Raw genomic sequence first — 13,820 nt, 5'->3', positions numbered from 1 at the left:
GCGGATTTTACCCCCAAACCAACAATAAAAAAAGAAGGCATTTATGAAAGTACAAGATTTAATTAAGCGGTGGCAAGAACAAGCCGCAGACCCTTTAGCCGCCCAAGAGTATTGCATTCGTTTATCGGTTTACGATGCGGCGCGTATTGCGGCATTGGCCGATATTTACCCCGGACGCACGCCCACGCAGTTGATCACGGAATTGTTACACGTGGCCTTAAACGAATTAAGCGAGGCGTTGCCTTATGTGCAAGGGACAAAAGTAATAGGCGAAGATGAATGTGGCGACCCCATTTATGAAGATGTTGGGCCAACTCCGCGTTTTCTGGCTTTAACGCATCATTATTTGGAGCAAATGGAGACGAATAAGCGTTAAATTTTTACAGCCTGAATTGGGGTTAATATGAATTCTAATTCAGGCTTATTTTACATTGAATTGGAACATTCCCCATGTCTATTTTACAAGTGACCCAATTAAGCAAAAATTACGGCAATATTAAGGCATTAAAACAAGTGAGTTTTACGATAAATGCGGGAGAATTTGTGGTTTTATTGGGTTTAAATGGCGCGGGAAAATCGACGTTATTTCAATTATTAACAGGCTTATTTGTCGCTGATGCGGGACAGATTGAAATTGTTGGACACCGTTTGGATAAACAGCCAACGGCAGCTTTAGCGCGCATTGGGGTGGTGTTTCAACAACCGACTTTGGATTTAAGTATGACGGTTGTGGCGAATTTGCGTTTTCATGCCCGCTTACACGGCATGGGGCGCGAAAGTCAGTCTCGTATTGAACAAGAATTATCCGCATTACAATTATCGGCTGAGGCTCATCGTCGTACTCAAGAACTCAGCGGCGGGAATCGCCGACGGGTAGAATTAGCCAGAGCGTTGCTGCATCAACCCGCATTATTACTGATGGACGAGCCAACGGTTGGTTTAGACCCGGCTTCGCGTCAACAATTGTTACGCGGCGTGCATGAATTGTGCGCCCAACGTGGGCTTGCTGTATTATGGGCAACGCATTTGGTCGATGAGGCCACGATGGCACAGCGGGTTTTAGTCTTACATAAAGGGCAGTTATTGGCACAAGCCACACCCGATGATCTGCGACAACAAACGGGCGCGGCGGATTTAGAAGCCGCTTTTTTGAGTTTTACGTAAAATATTCTGCCATCATGTTTGATAAGGCGGTAATTGTTTTAAGTTTTGTGTTGTATTATCTTGATGTTTGGCTAATGGCAACAAGCTGTTAGCCAAACCGACTACAGTTCCGCCGTAAAATAATATCATGCTGGTTGTGAGGCCAAAATGTAATAGGTAAATACCGGCAATGTTGACGATGCCCGGCGCAAAACTAATCGCAACATTGCGTTGCATGGTCTCCTCAAACTCATCACTAAACTCAAATAAACGTTTTAGCAGTACTAACGTGCCATCCATAAAAATGATTTGTGCGGTATCCGTGGCTGCGCTAGAAGCACCCTTGAGCGAAATAGACACTTGTGCCGATTTCAAGGCAATCGCATCGTTAATACCATCGCCGATAAAACAGACGAATTTGCCCGCATCGCATAATTGTTTAACCCGTTGGGCTTTGTTTTCTGGCAAGGTTTCAGCGAAGTAGTGATCTACGCCGAGTTTTTGCGCAATATTGCGGGTTGGTTGTTCATGATCACCAGAAATGATGTAAGTAGTTATGCCGCGTTGTTTCAAGTATTGCATTAATTCTAAGGCTTCGGGGCGGATACTGGGTTGTATTTCGAGTACGCCAGCGACTTCTTCGTCAACGGCAACATAAACTAATGAGTGGCCTTGTTCTTCTGCTTGTTGCTGTAATTTATTGATTTCTAAAGGTAATGGTAAACCTTCGCGTTGCATAAAACGTGCGCTGCCAACGCGCACAGTATGTTGTTGCAATTGTACTTTAATGCCGTAACCCACTTCATAACTCGCCTGTTCCGACACTTCTAAAGTTAAACCTTGCGTTTTTGCCTTGTGAATAATCGCGCGTGCCAGCGGATGAGGTTGGCGGTGTTCGGCACTGGCAGCAAACTGTAACACTTGGTTTTCATCATAATCTGCCAGTACATGAATAACACCAATGGTAGGTTGTTCTTCGGTTAAAGTGCCAGTCTTATCAAACACGATGGTATCCACTTGGCGCAGAGATTCAAAGACTCGTCCATCTTTGATCAAGATGCCACGCCGCGAAAGAACTTGTAGATAATTCAGTACGCTAATAGGGCCAAACATGATCATACGATAGCCCAAACCCGACCACAGTACGCCCAGTGCAGGTAATGGCCCCAGTAAAGCCCAAGTCACCAGACTGCCGCCTAATTCTAAGGGTAACATGCTGTCGGCAATTTTTTTGCCGCGCAACATCACTTCATTTTTATAGCTTTTGGTATTATTCAGCATTTTGCCGATATTGGCGGCGACGGTTTCTTCCCCGGCGGTTTCTACTACAATATGAATACGTCCTGCTAACACGAGTGTTGCGGCAAGGACTTTTTCTCCGATGCCACGTTCTACGGGTTGACTTTCGCCAGTAAGAATATGTTGATCAATGCTGGCAAAGCCATGTCGAATTTCACCATCCACCGGGATGATCTCGCCGGCTTGTACAATCACAATATCGCCTAGCTGAATGTCGGCAAACTCTATTTCTATTTCTATCCCTTCTTTTTCTATCCAGACTTGGGTGGGATGCTCAGAAAAAACATTGATTAATCGTTGTTGCGAATTATTTTCTGCGTTTTTGATCAGCCGCACCATGAAGCCACTCAACACGGCGGCTATTGCCGAATACAATAACTGTCCCGTCGCAATCATGCCCAGCACCAATAAGCTGGATACTAAATAAACACTGATGATATGACCGCGCTTAATATCTTGCCAAACCAGTTGATACACATGTCGCCCTAAGTAAATGACCGCTGCACTGCCTAATAAATAAAATGCAGGTGAGACCATACCTAGCGCGGCCAAACCAACCGCGCCAACGGATAACAACATATTGTTACCACTGCGTTGCTGTTGTGCTTTGTCAATACCTTGTAAGTTGGGATTTTCGGGATCGATACTTTTTTGTTGTTCTTGTCGTTCAGTACCCACTAAGGCACTTTTCAAATCTAAAAACAATTGTTTACTGTTAAAAGTACTTGCTTGCGTATCTGTTTTATTGTTTTTTTTATGTTTTAACTTGTGCCACAATGTAGCACCACCGCCAAGCAAAAACAGTTCGATCAACATGTGGGATCCTTGGGCATGTCGCGTGATTTCTTGATAATCAGAGTGGTAGAGTTTACGCCGCAAAAAATTTTTTGTCAGAATCAGAAGTTACAGAATTAAATAATAAAAAATCTGCTATACCAAAATTAAGTCATTCATAAAATTTTTCTGTCAGAATCAGAATTTACAGAATTTTAGGATTTTCAGAATTAAAGAATAAAAAATCTGTTTAAAATAAACGAGTTGCAAGAGTAAATTTTGAAAATTTTTTAATTCTTTAAATTCTGATTCAGACAAAATAAGGATTCTATAAATCCTATCTTTTTGGTATAGAAATAAACGACGTGCAAAAATCAATTTTGAAAATCTTTTAATTCTGTAAATTCTGATTCTGACCAATAAAGGACTCTATGAACTACATCATCTTTTGGGTATCGTCGGGACTAACTCATACAAAGTGTAGGTATAAATTGATTTAAAGCCAAAACGCGCTACCCAAAAGGCGGATTGTGCATTTGAGTGACCACTTGCAAACGGGATATTCATGTCGCGCAGTGTCGCTAGAGAAGCGGCAATTAACGATTGAAACACACCACGCGCTTGAAATTGTGGCAATACGCTGGCACTGGTTAAATGAGCAGAATCGGTTTTTAAGACCATGCCTAAACAACCCGCAAGCACACCGTCACAGCGCGCAATCAACAAGCGCATACTGGGAGGTTCTGAACACAGTTGATGATAGCGATTACGCCTAAATGTTTCTTCATCAGGGGAAAGCTGATAACCCGCAGATAAAATTTCGAGATAGGCATCAATGCCGGCAGTCGAAGCCGGCGCGACGCATTCCACCTCAACCCCATCAACCCTATCGAGTGCCAACGAAGTCGGTGCTAAATAGGCCTGCACGGTTATGCCCGTTGCCCCGCGTGCTAACAAGCGTTCCCCTAAATCCTGTGGTTGGCTCCAAGGGTAAACACTCCAAGTAAAAGGGAGACCTTGTTGATGGTATTCGTCAATGATTGCGTCGATTTGCGCATCTGGGTTTGTCGGTTCAAGATTTGAGAACAAGATGTCATTCAGCGTAGAAAATTTGGCTGATGGTGTGATCGTGCGATACCAACCGTTTTGATTGATGATGTGGGTATCGTCTCGTACTCGCTGCGGCCCGATAGGCCCGTTCAATACGATTTCTAATTCTCGTGGTACACTTAGCGCAGAAGTCAATAGATAACGACTTGTTGCTTTAGTCATACTTATTTGCCTCGCCGTTCTCGATGGGTGATGGCATGTCCAAACACTTCTTCATAACTGCGACGTTGCCAAGGAAAATAAGTCCATTCGCCAGCGACTTCAGTGGGAGATTGACATAATTCAGGTTCAGACCAAGTTCGCTGTAATTCTTCTGTATTTTTGTTTAACCAATTCGGGTTAAAAATCGTATCCATATAACGGATACCATGATCTGGGAGAACCGCTAAAACGCGACACGCTGGATACTGACGCGCCATCCAATTTGCGACAGACAAGGCTGCTCCCGACGTTGGCCCGACAAATAAGCCCGTTGTGCGGTGTAAATCGTGTACGGTATTGATCATTTGTGCAATCGGCACCCAATGCACCTCATCACAAGCCTGATGACAGACATTAGGAAACACAATATCTGATCCCATACCCAACATGGACAACCAATTTTCTTCGCATAAAGGGTAAGCCCGTCCCGTGGTTAAGCCGAAAATCGCAGACATATTGTGATCCACGGCAATCACTTTTAATTCAGGGTTTGCTTCTCGTAACGGTTTAGCAAATCCACATAGAGAACCCCCACTGCCGACAGTGGCTACTAAAATATCGACCTTGCCTAAGGATTCACCGATGCTGCGCGAAATGGGTTCATAGGCGGCGGGATGTTGTGGGTTATCATGTTGTCGAGTCCAAAAAGAGCCAGGGACTTCTTCTAACGTTTTTCGCACCAGCGCAAAGCGTTGTTCTTGAATCTCTCGCAGATTCCCCGCGGCATTGGTAACCGTATCAATATGCGCCCCCAAATGGCGCAAACGCCATTCTACAATCGGTTCTAAATAGCCCGTTTTTAGCGTGAGTTTTAGCCCTAAAGTGGCACAAGTTTGGGCTAAACCCAGCGCAAAAGTGCCAGAGCTGCTTTCTACCACTAAACCATCGGGTTTTAATTCGCCACTTTTTAAGGCTTGCTCGACAATATAACGCGCAGGCACGATCTTCATGAGATCGAATTTTGCCGCGAATAAATTGGATTGCAATTGAACCAATGAGGGTTTACAGAGATGATCTAAGGTGGATTGGACATCAAAATGGTGCATAAAAAGGTCTCTCAAAGCATTTAACGAACGATTAAGCGGTTGGCGTAAAGTTTTTCGTAATAAGGCAGATATTCTTCATAGGCTTTGGCCAGTTTTGGCACTTCAGACACATGGAGGTAGTCTTTAAAGCGTTTGGTTTGAAAGCCGGTGCTTTGTTTTAAGTTATCGTGGTGACTGTCGCCACCAATCCACCAGGTCAATTTGGTTTCCGTCGGAATCGTCTCCCATTGCAAAGACTCGGCGATAAAGGGGATGCCCACTTGTTCACAGAAACTACGCACTACGGCTTCGGTATGGGTTGCCAATTCGTCGGCATCGATAATCACCGGCGGGCTATTTGGATTTGCTGCCCGTAACAGTTCATACATTTGATATTGCGTATGGTATCCGACTTCTTCACTGGTAAAATCAGGTAACAAAGAATATAAGGAAGGCAGCGTTTTCGCCGGATCGCGGATAAGAAATACATTATGAAAATGGGATAAAAACGCTTCATCATAAACGCCTTCCAGATGGTAGGTCAGGTCTTTGATGAACACGGAACGCCCGTCTTGGCCGATATGTGATTCAAGCATGTCTAAGACCGCTTGATAGTTAAACTCAGCTTGTGGTGCTTGATCCGCGGCGCGATTGCTTTTGCGATCTTCACTGAGGTAAAAGGATTTGCCGAAAGGTTCATGAAAGGTGTGGAAATCGCCGCGTTGTTTCATCATCCATAAAAACGTAGTGGAACGGGTGCGTGGCGTTCCCCATACGGCAAGAATCTTGTCTAACATAGGGGTCTCATTGCGTTGGTGGGTATCTAAAGAACAGGGTTATTCGGATGAGCTTCTTTACGTCAGCTCATCCGACAACGGATTTACGAATTTTCGGCTTTTTCAGCTTCATATCAGCCTATTTGATAGCTGATCTTGGTATTGCCCTTTTTACTTTTTATTTTTATCAGGGACAAGCTACCCAACTCAGCTAAACTGGATACATGCGTTCCCCCACAAGGCACCGCATCTAGCGCGCCTATGGCGACCACACGTAATGGTTTGTCTTCTGGTAAATAACTGGGAATTTGCCAACAACGTTGTTTTAATTCGTCATAAGTGACCATCTCAGCGACGACAGGCAAATTTTGCTGAATTAAGGTATTGGCTTCTGTTTGTACTGTTGCCAGCAATGATTCCGCGTCGCCGTCTGGTTTGCCTTCAAATTCAACATAAGGGCCGTCATCAAAATGAAAGCCTTTCATGGCGCGCAAAGGGCCGCGTTGTCCATCAACAATGGCCGCGATTAAATGTCCTGCTGTGTGTAATTTTGCATATTTTAATCGCTGTGCTTTATCTACTCGCAATTCACACGATTGTCCCACTAAAGCCTCAAAATGGCTTGGCACTTCGCTAATGTAATGCAGCACTTCGCCTTGATTAAAGCCTACAAATGAAACCGCTATCACCGCTTGTTCTATTTCAATGTGGCCAGTGTCGGTGGGTTGGCCGCCGCCTTGTGGATAAAAAATGGTTTGATCTAATACCATGTATGCTCCACGCTCATCTTGCCCCACGCGCAACACCGTTGCTTTGTCGGTATCGGCATAAGTATCTTCTAAATACTTTAATTGCGTATTCGTCATCATTCAGTGTTGTTCCATCATCATATTTAAAACAGGAAATAGGACACCAACAAGTGCCAACGCGCATAATAGCGAACCTTGGCACGCCTCGGCGACTGAGCGTTGTTGTTCAGTTTTTATAATAAAAAGCATTTAAGTGCGGAAGATCATCTTTGAAAAGCCATTGGAGCCATCTTTTATAAAATGGAAAAAGGCCATGTAACTACATCTCCGAAATCCAGAAAAACCAATCACGGCATGTATATTATGCGCAGGAATAATCGCCACATCGCCTTTTTTTAATCGAATCGACATGGCTTCACAGTCTTTGGTCAATGACTCCGAGAAACCATAAGAAGAAAGCGGATGCCGATTATTGGGATCACAAATTTCTTCGAGGGTCATGCGCCGATTCCAAACAATGGTTTCAGGTTCTTTTCCTTGCACCGCATCAATACATAAAATAATGCTATACCAATTTTTTCAGAGTCGTATAATAATACTTTTCAAATAGGAGAGAATAATGAACAAAAGATATGAAGATTTAGAAGAATTAATGTCAACAGGTGAAGCGAGAGAAGTGAAGCGAGCGATGGCAGTAAGAATGTCTTTGCTTGGTTTTGTGCGTGCGGAAGCGGCTTTAGCGTGTTGTGTCAGTGTGCAATTTGTGGATAAATGGAAAGCCATTTATTTAGCGTCAGGGGTTGAAGGATTAAAGTTAGCGTATAAAGGCTCACCAGGGTATTTAAAGCCGCGTGAACGAGAAGATGTGATTAATTGGATACAAGAAAAGAAGACAATAACAATAGAGGAACTAAAGAGATACTTAAAAGAGGAGTATGATGTTTTCTATTCTTCAAATACTTCTTATACTAAATTATTAGAAGAAGCGAATTTAAGTTATAAGAAGACACACAAAGAGAATTCGGCAAAAGATGAGGTAAAAGTGGAAGCTAAAAAAAAAGAGATTAAGGATTTAATAGATAAGGAGCGTGAACAGATAGAAAGTGGAGAGGTAATGTACTGGATGCAAGACGAAAGCCATCAGTTGTGGGGAGATATTTGTGGTTATGTTTGGTCGAAAAAAGGAGAAAGAACGTCAATAAAGATGAGTAATTATCGCACTTCTCAAACGTGGTATGGAGCGGTGAATATTTATACGGGAGAATTTATTTTAGATAGGGCAAAGAAAGCTGATACAAAATATACGATAGACTTTATTAACTGGCTCATTTACAGATATAAAGAAGCCCGTCATGTGATTATTTGGGATGGTGCAAGTTATCATCGTTCTGAAGGTTTAAGAACTTATTTAGAGAAATTAAATGGGGGACTTCCAGAATCAGAATGGAAAGTTCGTTTATTAAGATTTGCACCTAATGCCCCAGAGCAAAATCCAGTCGAGGATATTTGGCTTCAAGGTAAGAATTGGGTCAGAAAGAATTTTCATCGCCTATCAAGCTTTAAAGAAGTCACTAGTATGTTTGAGACCTTTTTGTCAGGTAAAGTGTTTAAGTTTAATAAAATTAAACAGTATCTTATACTTAATATCTAGGTAGATATTAAAACTTAATTTGTTTTTATATCTCACATAATTTTGGTATATACACATTATTCGATTGATAAATTTGAGGCAGAGAGGAGTTATTCGCGTTGGTTTCTGCATAATCTTCATGCGGCGCGGCAAAGTAACATTGTGCATCTTCCTCGCTGAGTGGTGTGCCTTCTCCCCAAAGTCGAAAAGAGCCGTGTCGCACACTGGTACCGTTCAAAGATAAATATTCAAATTCAGCGTCATGCCATTCACAGGCCGCTTGCAAAAAAGACACAATAGGGTCATGACCATTGGGTAGCACATCTGAAATCGCTTGATTGGTATGTTCTATGTTACTAAAATACGCCGCTGCGCCCGCTTCTTTAGGGTAAGAATATAAGTGCGATCCCAATGAATAAATAGGCGGAATCACCCCTTCTTTTTTTGTCGCAGGATGCTGTGTAAAACGTTCAGCGACAAGGTCACACCAGTCCGGATCAAAGGCATTTTTTGCATGTAGTGCGACAATTCGACCTCGGGCCAGATCAGCGACTAATTCTGGTCGTAAACCTTCGGTGACAACCGCCTTAAAATGAGGATCATGATTTAATGCTAAGGCTTGACCGGTAGGCAGCACCACTGTGCGTGGTGGATATTCTTTACGGCTTTGATCAGATATGAAATCCATGTGTCACCTCAGTAAAATTCATTGCTAGACTTCATTGGTTACGCGCAAAAGCTGACAAGGCATTCACTGATTTAAAATGTTTAGGCACCATGTCATTCATGCCAAAACGCACTTGATGTTGCTGCTCTAAATAAGTGACTAAATTCATCATAAACAGCGAATCAAGAGTGCCTGAGGCAATCAAATCAAAATCATCATCAAACTCGGCCGGTGGCTGACCTGCAAATTTTTCTCTAATAATATAATCACGCAGTGCATCTTGTATTTCCATGTTTACTCTCGTGGGGGATTTTTCAACTTATTTGGATTACGAATTTTTTTACCACTCGCGGTATAAGCCAATTCAGTGACGTAATGAAACTGACCGGGTATTTTATAGCTGGCTAATGCCGCACGACAATGCGCCCGTAATTCATCATGAGTGGGCTTTGTTGCGCCCGCGACTAAGACCAATTGCGCTCCTGCTGGCTCGCCCCATTGACGTTCTTTGACATCAAACACACAGGCTTGAGCAATGGCAGGGTGCGCTTCCAAGACCGCTTCCACTTCTTCAGGGAAAAACTTCATCCCGCCAACACTGATCATCTCCTTGCTACGTCCTACGATATACAAGAAGCCATCCGCATCGAATCGGCCTAAATCGCCGGTGCGAAACCAACCATCTTGTTGCGCCAGAATCGTGGCGCGTGAACGCCAAGGAAAATAATACGCATCCAACATGCTGTCGCTTTTCAGCAAAATTTCCCCGTAACCAAGCTCTTCTTGCCTATCCAAACGCAAGGCATAACCCGGTGTCACTTGACCCACCGAGCCTTGCTTGTCTCGTGACTGACTCACATTAATCGCAGGCAAACCTAATTCAATAATGCCGTAGGTTTCGTTTAATACTCGGCCAAAGCGTTGATAAAAAGCCTCGGCGGCTTCGGCGCGTAAAGCTGTGGTAGTGACAATCGCTAGACGTAACTCGGCTGGTAATCCAGCACCGGTGTCATCTTGTACCATCAACATATAATGGGTGGGCGCACCATAAATACAGGTTGCTTTATGATTGGTCGCTGCGGTTAGCAAAGTCACGCCAAAACTATTTTGCGGCAAAATGATACTGGCACCAAAGGTCAGATAAGCCACAATGGAAACTGCAAAATGGTAGTCCATCGACAACAACCACAAAATGCGATCTTGGGCATTAAGGTTTAGCACCGTATTGGCGGCATGAATACGTGTATAAATCGTCTCATGTGACAACACAACCCCTTTTGCGTCGCCCGTCGTGCCTGAAGTAAAACGAATAAACGCCGCATTAATCGCAGCCAGTTCCGGCGGGGCTTGGCAAACCGATTTGACTTGAGCAAACACTGTTTTAGCTTCTAGCGGCAGTGTTTCGCCTTCAAGATACGCGCTGATGTGGGGTAACGCTTGGGGATGAGAAATCACCGCCGCGATGTGTACATGTTCAAATATTTGTTGTTTCTCCGCTGCCGTCAGTTCAAAAGGCAAAGGAGTAACACAAGCACCACAAGCCCAGATCGCATAAACATAAGCAATATAAGACGCGCCACTGGGATATTGTAAGCCGATATTATCACCGGCCTGGACTCCATAGGCTTGTAATTGCTGCGCTAAGGTGTTGATTTGATTTTGAAACGCTTGATAACTGGTTTTATTTTCGCTGTTTTGTCCCAAAATCAACGGATGATCGGGTTGTGTTGCCGCTTTATAAAAGAATTGCTCCGCCAGATTCAGTGCCATGTCAAACGCTCCGCCAAATGTTGACCAACCGCCTCCCCCATCGCCCAACAAGTCCCCACAACACGTGCTGAAGCTTGTGCGCGAGGTTCAGCCGACAGACATTTACCGACCGCCCACAGATTGGTAAACCCGGCCACTTTTAAACTGCGCAAAGGAATCGTATAAGCTTGTCCTGATGGCAAATATTGTAGCGTAATGCCTTTTTCTGGGTGCCAGTGTTCTATCGGCCAACACGCCAGACAGGCCGCATCCTCGAATTGTCGTCCCGCGATCACATCGGCTTCCGTAAGACAATATTCTCCCTGAATGCGGCCGCCATCACGCACACCTAATTCACCATGCGTTTGAATCCTCGCATCACTAAACCCATCTATATGACGCAAATAATCCAACAGTTTCATTGCCACCGCCTGCATGTGTGTTTGCTGATAGTTGGAGACGACTATATTAAATTTGACATAAATTTCATCAGGATAAACGCCATTGTCTAACCAAACGCTTGCACATTCTGGCGGTAGCGCATGTTGTGTCACAGCACGGCGAAGCTCATGCAACAAAGCCACCCCTTTGGGAAACACCAAAGTACCCGCGGCGATGCCACGCAGTTGCACAATATAACCCCCTAAAGCCATGCCGTCATGCACTAGGTCAGGATTTATCAAACGGACAACTTCAGCATTACCGCTGGTATCAATTAGGACAGAGGGCTGCAACGTCAATGTTTGCCCTTCGCTATGAATCACAAGCTGGGTAATTGTTTGATTTTCAATATTAATACTGCTGATCGTGGTTTGGCACAGTATTTTAATATGACTTATTGCGGCCATCCAATCCGTCACCACTTGCGCATATCGCGCAGGATCAACATCTAATACCCACGTTTTGCCAATGCGTCGCTTTTTCGTATGCGGGCTTGCTTGCAATAGTCGCTCAAGCAACTGTGCCGGTAGCCCTTGGTGGAGTAACTCACCTTCACTGTCAAACAAGCCACCCAGGGTATGTATCAATGTTTGTGTTACCGTACCACCTATTGCAGCGGTTTTTTCAAGCAAATACACTTCTACACCACGCAAAGCCGCTGCTAACGCACAGCTTATACCAGCGGCTCCCGCGCCAACAACAACAAGCGGCGCACATGATTGAGACGCGCTCAACGACTTAGCGTACATGAAAAAAGTGTAAAACACATTGCAGAATATTCACTGCTGTCATCGTCAGTTACCTACCACTGAAAATAAGGGAATGAGGGGGTACGATATTTTTTTATGACTCTCAAGGACTGAATCAAGTCTTAGGCTACAATGCGGGTTTCGCTATCTGCAATGGCTTTATCTAATAATTGATTCCACCATGTTTTCATGGTTTCAATCGCTTTGTCAGCAGCGGCTAATGCTTTGTGTGTATCAATACTGGGACGGTTGCCTTCTTTAGCAGCAATCCCTTGTGCGGGTGTAATGCCACGTAAAAAGACACCTAGCTCTTCGCGGTGACTCTGCTCCACACCACTCAAGTGCATATCATGAAACCAAACCAAATCTTTACCGGCAGCCGCATCCCACCCACGGCGTTTGATAACTTCTTTAGAAATATACCAAAATTATGTGAGATATAAAAACAAATTAAGTTTTAATATCTACCTAGATATTAGGTATAAGATACTGTTTAATTTTATTAAACTTAAACACTTTACCTGACAAAAAGGTCTCAAACATACTAGTGACTTCTTTAAAGCTTGATAGACGATGAAAATTCTTTCTGACCCAATTCTTACCTTGAAGCCAAATATCCTCGACTGGATTTTGCTCTGGGGCATTGGGCGCAAATCTTAATAAACGAACTTTCCATTCTGATTCTGGAAGTCCCCCATTTAATTTCTCTAAATAAGTTCTTAAACCTTCAGAACGATGATAACTTGCACCATCCCAAATAATCACATGACGGGCTTCTTTATATCTGTAAATGAGCCAGTTAATAAAGTCTATCGTATATTTTGTATCAGCTTTCTTTGCCCTATCTAAAATAAATTCTCCCGTATAAATATTCACCGCTCCATACCACGTTTGAGAAGTGCGATAATTACTCATCTTTATTGACGTTCTTTCTCCTTTTTTCGACCAAACATAACCACAAATATCTCCCCACAACTGATGGCTTTCGTCTTGCATCCAGTACATTACCTCTCCACTTTCTATCTGTTCACGCTCCTTATCTATTAAATCCTTAATCTCTTTTTTTTTAGCTTCTACTTTTACCTCATCTTTTGCCGAATTCTCTTTGTGTGTCTTCTTATAACTTAAATTCGCTTCTTCTAATAATTTAGTATAAGAAGTATTTGAAGAATAGAAAACATCATACTCCTCTTTTAAGTATCTCTTTAGTTCCTCTATTGTTATTGTCTTCTTTTCTTGTATCCAATTAATCACATCTTCTCGTTCACGCGGCTTTAAATACCCTGGTGAGCCTTTATACGCTAACTTTAATCCTTCCACCCCTGACGCTAAATAAATGGCTTTCCATTTATCCACAAATTGCACACTGACACAACACGCTAAAGCCGCTTCCGCACGCACAAAACCAAGCAAAGACATTCTTACTGCCATCGCTCGCTTCACTTCTCTCGCCTCACCTGTTGACATTAACTCTTCTAAATCTTCATATCTCTTGTTCATTATTCTC

The 13,820-nt window shown here is 43.4% G+C and carries 15 protein-coding genes; 3 read left to right on the top strand and 12 right to left on the bottom strand.

The genetic code is table 11. The features are described from left to right. Window positions 1-43: 43 nt before the first annotated feature. Together TPSD3_RS14410 and TPSD3_RS14405 are read left to right on the top strand one after the other, a co-directional pair. On the top strand, window positions 44-376 hold the full coding sequence (locus TPSD3_RS14410; protein ID WP_086489240.1) for a type 1 pili tip component: 333 nt from the start codon (window positions 44-46) through the stop codon (window positions 374-376). A 74-nt stretch (window positions 377-450) separates the two neighbouring features. Further along, the gene (locus tag TPSD3_RS14405) at window positions 451-1,164 is read left to right on the top strand and encodes an ABC transporter ATP-binding protein (protein WP_086489239.1); all 714 of its coding nucleotides are present in this window, start codon (window positions 451-453) and stop codon (window positions 1,162-1,164) included. A 12-nt stretch (window positions 1,165-1,176) separates the two neighbouring features. On the opposite strand, the gene TPSD3_RS14400 is transcribed toward TPSD3_RS14405, so the two are convergent. The 6 genes from TPSD3_RS14400 to TPSD3_RS14375 form a co-directional block, all read right to left on the bottom strand. Then, entirely contained in the window at window positions 1,177-3,258 is a 2,082-nt protein-coding gene (locus tag TPSD3_RS14400; RefSeq protein WP_086489238.1) for a heavy metal translocating P-type ATPase, read from the bottom strand. Window positions 3,259-3,657: 399 nt separating this feature from the next. Then, complete coding sequence (locus tag TPSD3_RS14395; protein WP_086489237.1) at window positions 3,658-4,488, bottom strand: GNAT family N-acetyltransferase; 831 nt, start codon at window positions 4,486-4,488, stop codon at window positions 3,658-3,660. Between the two features lie 2 nt (window positions 4,489-4,490). After that, on the bottom strand, window positions 4,491-5,573 hold the full coding sequence (locus tag TPSD3_RS14390; RefSeq protein WP_086489236.1) for a PLP-dependent cysteine synthase family protein: 1,083 nt from the start codon (window positions 5,571-5,573) through the stop codon (window positions 4,491-4,493). 20 nt (window positions 5,574-5,593) lie between these two features. Beyond that, window positions 5,594-6,349 carry a sulfotransferase-like domain-containing protein gene (locus TPSD3_RS14385; protein ID WP_086489235.1) on the bottom strand — a complete coding sequence of 252 codons (756 nt, stop codon included), beginning with the start codon at window positions 6,347-6,349 and terminating at the stop codon, window positions 5,594-5,596. A gap of 113 nt (window positions 6,350-6,462) precedes the next feature. Further along, on the bottom strand, window positions 6,463-7,197 hold the full coding sequence (locus TPSD3_RS14380; protein ID WP_086489234.1) for an alanine--tRNA ligase-related protein: 735 nt from the start codon (window positions 7,195-7,197) through the stop codon (window positions 6,463-6,465). Window positions 7,198-7,326: 129 nt separating this feature from the next. Then, entirely contained in the window at window positions 7,327-7,578 is a 252-nt protein-coding gene (locus tag TPSD3_RS14375; RefSeq protein WP_140048576.1) for a cupin domain-containing protein, read from the bottom strand. Window positions 7,579-7,696: 118 nt separating this feature from the next. Here TPSD3_RS14375 and TPSD3_RS14370 point away from each other — a divergent pair, with 118 nt between their 5' ends. Further along, on the top strand, window positions 7,697-8,728 hold the full coding sequence (locus tag TPSD3_RS14370) for an IS630 family transposase (protein ID WP_086488002.1): 1,032 nt from the start codon (window positions 7,697-7,699) through the stop codon (window positions 8,726-8,728). Window positions 8,729-8,753: 25 nt separating this feature from the next. Here the strand turns inward: TPSD3_RS14370 and TPSD3_RS14365 are convergent, their stop codons facing one another. The 6 genes from TPSD3_RS14365 to TPSD3_RS14340 all read right to left on the bottom strand — a co-directional run bounded on the left by TPSD3_RS14365 (window position 8,754) and on the right by TPSD3_RS14340 (window position 13,813). Beyond that, window positions 8,754-9,395: a hypothetical protein gene (locus TPSD3_RS14365; protein WP_086489232.1), complete on the bottom strand. Its 642-nt coding sequence runs from the start codon at window positions 9,393-9,395 to the stop codon at window positions 8,754-8,756. 31 nt (window positions 9,396-9,426) lie between these two features. After that, on the bottom strand, window positions 9,427-9,666 hold the full coding sequence (locus tag TPSD3_RS14360) for an acyl carrier protein (RefSeq protein ID WP_086489231.1): 240 nt from the start codon (window positions 9,664-9,666) through the stop codon (window positions 9,427-9,429). Between the two features lie 2 nt (window positions 9,667-9,668). Continuing rightward, a complete protein-coding gene (locus TPSD3_RS14355; protein WP_086489230.1) occupies window positions 9,669-11,144 on the bottom strand; it encodes a class I adenylate-forming enzyme family protein in 1,476 nt (491 codons plus the stop codon). After that, the gene (locus tag TPSD3_RS14350) at window positions 11,135-12,313 is read right to left on the bottom strand and encodes an FAD-dependent oxidoreductase (RefSeq protein ID WP_086489229.1); all 1,179 of its coding nucleotides are present in this window, start codon (window positions 12,311-12,313) and stop codon (window positions 11,135-11,137) included. Before TPSD3_RS14350 ends, TPSD3_RS14355 begins: the two co-directional genes overlap by 10 nt. A gap of 122 nt (window positions 12,314-12,435) precedes the next feature. Further along, a complete protein-coding gene (locus TPSD3_RS14345) occupies window positions 12,436-12,678 on the bottom strand; it encodes a hypothetical protein (RefSeq protein ID WP_176329889.1) in 243 nt (80 codons plus the stop codon). A 103-nt stretch (window positions 12,679-12,781) separates the two neighbouring features. After that, window positions 12,782-13,813, bottom strand: coding sequence for an IS630 family transposase (locus tag TPSD3_RS14340; protein WP_086486662.1), 1,032 nt, complete (start codon window positions 13,811-13,813; stop codon window positions 12,782-12,784). Between the last annotated feature and the right edge of the window lie 7 nt (window positions 13,814-13,820).

This window comes from Thioflexithrix psekupsensis (assembly GCF_002149925.1).
GTDB lineage: Bacteria > Pseudomonadota > Gammaproteobacteria > Beggiatoales > Beggiatoaceae > Thioflexithrix > Thioflexithrix psekupsensis.
Note: the sequence above shows the minus strand (reverse complement) of the source record. Positions and strands in the feature narration are given on the sequence as shown.

What these genes read in the sequence shown, in the direction of transcription:
- TPSD3_RS14380 (WP_086489234.1), bottom strand. Translation starts at nt 7,197, where the DNA reads ATGATGACGAATACGCAATTAAAGTATTTAGAAGATACTTATGCCGAT.
- TPSD3_RS14390 (WP_086489236.1), bottom strand. Translation starts at nt 5,573, where the DNA reads ATGCACCATTTTGATGTCCAATCCACCTTAGATCATCTCTGTAAACCC.
- TPSD3_RS14400 (WP_086489238.1), bottom strand. Translation starts at nt 3,258, where the DNA reads ATGTTGATCGAACTGTTTTTGCTTGGCGGTGGTGCTACATTGTGGCAC.
- TPSD3_RS14410 (WP_086489240.1), top strand. Translation starts at nt 44, where the DNA reads ATGAAAGTACAAGATTTAATTAAGCGGTGGCAAGAACAAGCCGCAGAC.
- TPSD3_RS14405 (WP_086489239.1), top strand. Translation starts at nt 451, where the DNA reads ATGTCTATTTTACAAGTGACCCAATTAAGCAAAAATTACGGCAATATT.
- TPSD3_RS14385 (WP_086489235.1), bottom strand. Translation starts at nt 6,349, where the DNA reads ATGTTAGACAAGATTCTTGCCGTATGGGGAACGCCACGCACCCGTTCC.
- TPSD3_RS14340 (WP_086486662.1), bottom strand. Translation starts at nt 13,813, where the DNA reads ATGAACAAGAGATATGAAGATTTAGAAGAGTTAATGTCAACAGGTGAG.
- TPSD3_RS14350 (WP_086489229.1), bottom strand. Translation starts at nt 12,313, where the DNA reads ATGTACGCTAAGTCGTTGAGCGCGTCTCAATCATGTGCGCCGCTTGTT.
- TPSD3_RS14365 (WP_086489232.1), bottom strand. Translation starts at nt 9,395, where the DNA reads ATGGATTTCATATCTGATCAAAGCCGTAAAGAATATCCACCACGCACA.
- TPSD3_RS14370 (WP_086488002.1), top strand. Translation starts at nt 7,697, where the DNA reads ATGAACAAAAGATATGAAGATTTAGAAGAATTAATGTCAACAGGTGAA.
- TPSD3_RS14395 (WP_086489237.1), bottom strand. Translation starts at nt 4,488, where the DNA reads ATGACTAAAGCAACAAGTCGTTATCTATTGACTTCTGCGCTAAGTGTA.
- TPSD3_RS14360 (WP_086489231.1), bottom strand. Translation starts at nt 9,666, where the DNA reads ATGGAAATACAAGATGCACTGCGTGATTATATTATTAGAGAAAAATTT.
- TPSD3_RS14375 (WP_140048576.1), bottom strand. Translation starts at nt 7,578, where the DNA reads ATGACCCTCGAAGAAATTTGTGATCCCAATAATCGGCATCCGCTTTCT.
- TPSD3_RS14355 (WP_086489230.1), bottom strand. Translation starts at nt 11,144, where the DNA reads ATGGCACTGAATCTGGCGGAGCAATTCTTTTATAAAGCGGCAACACAA.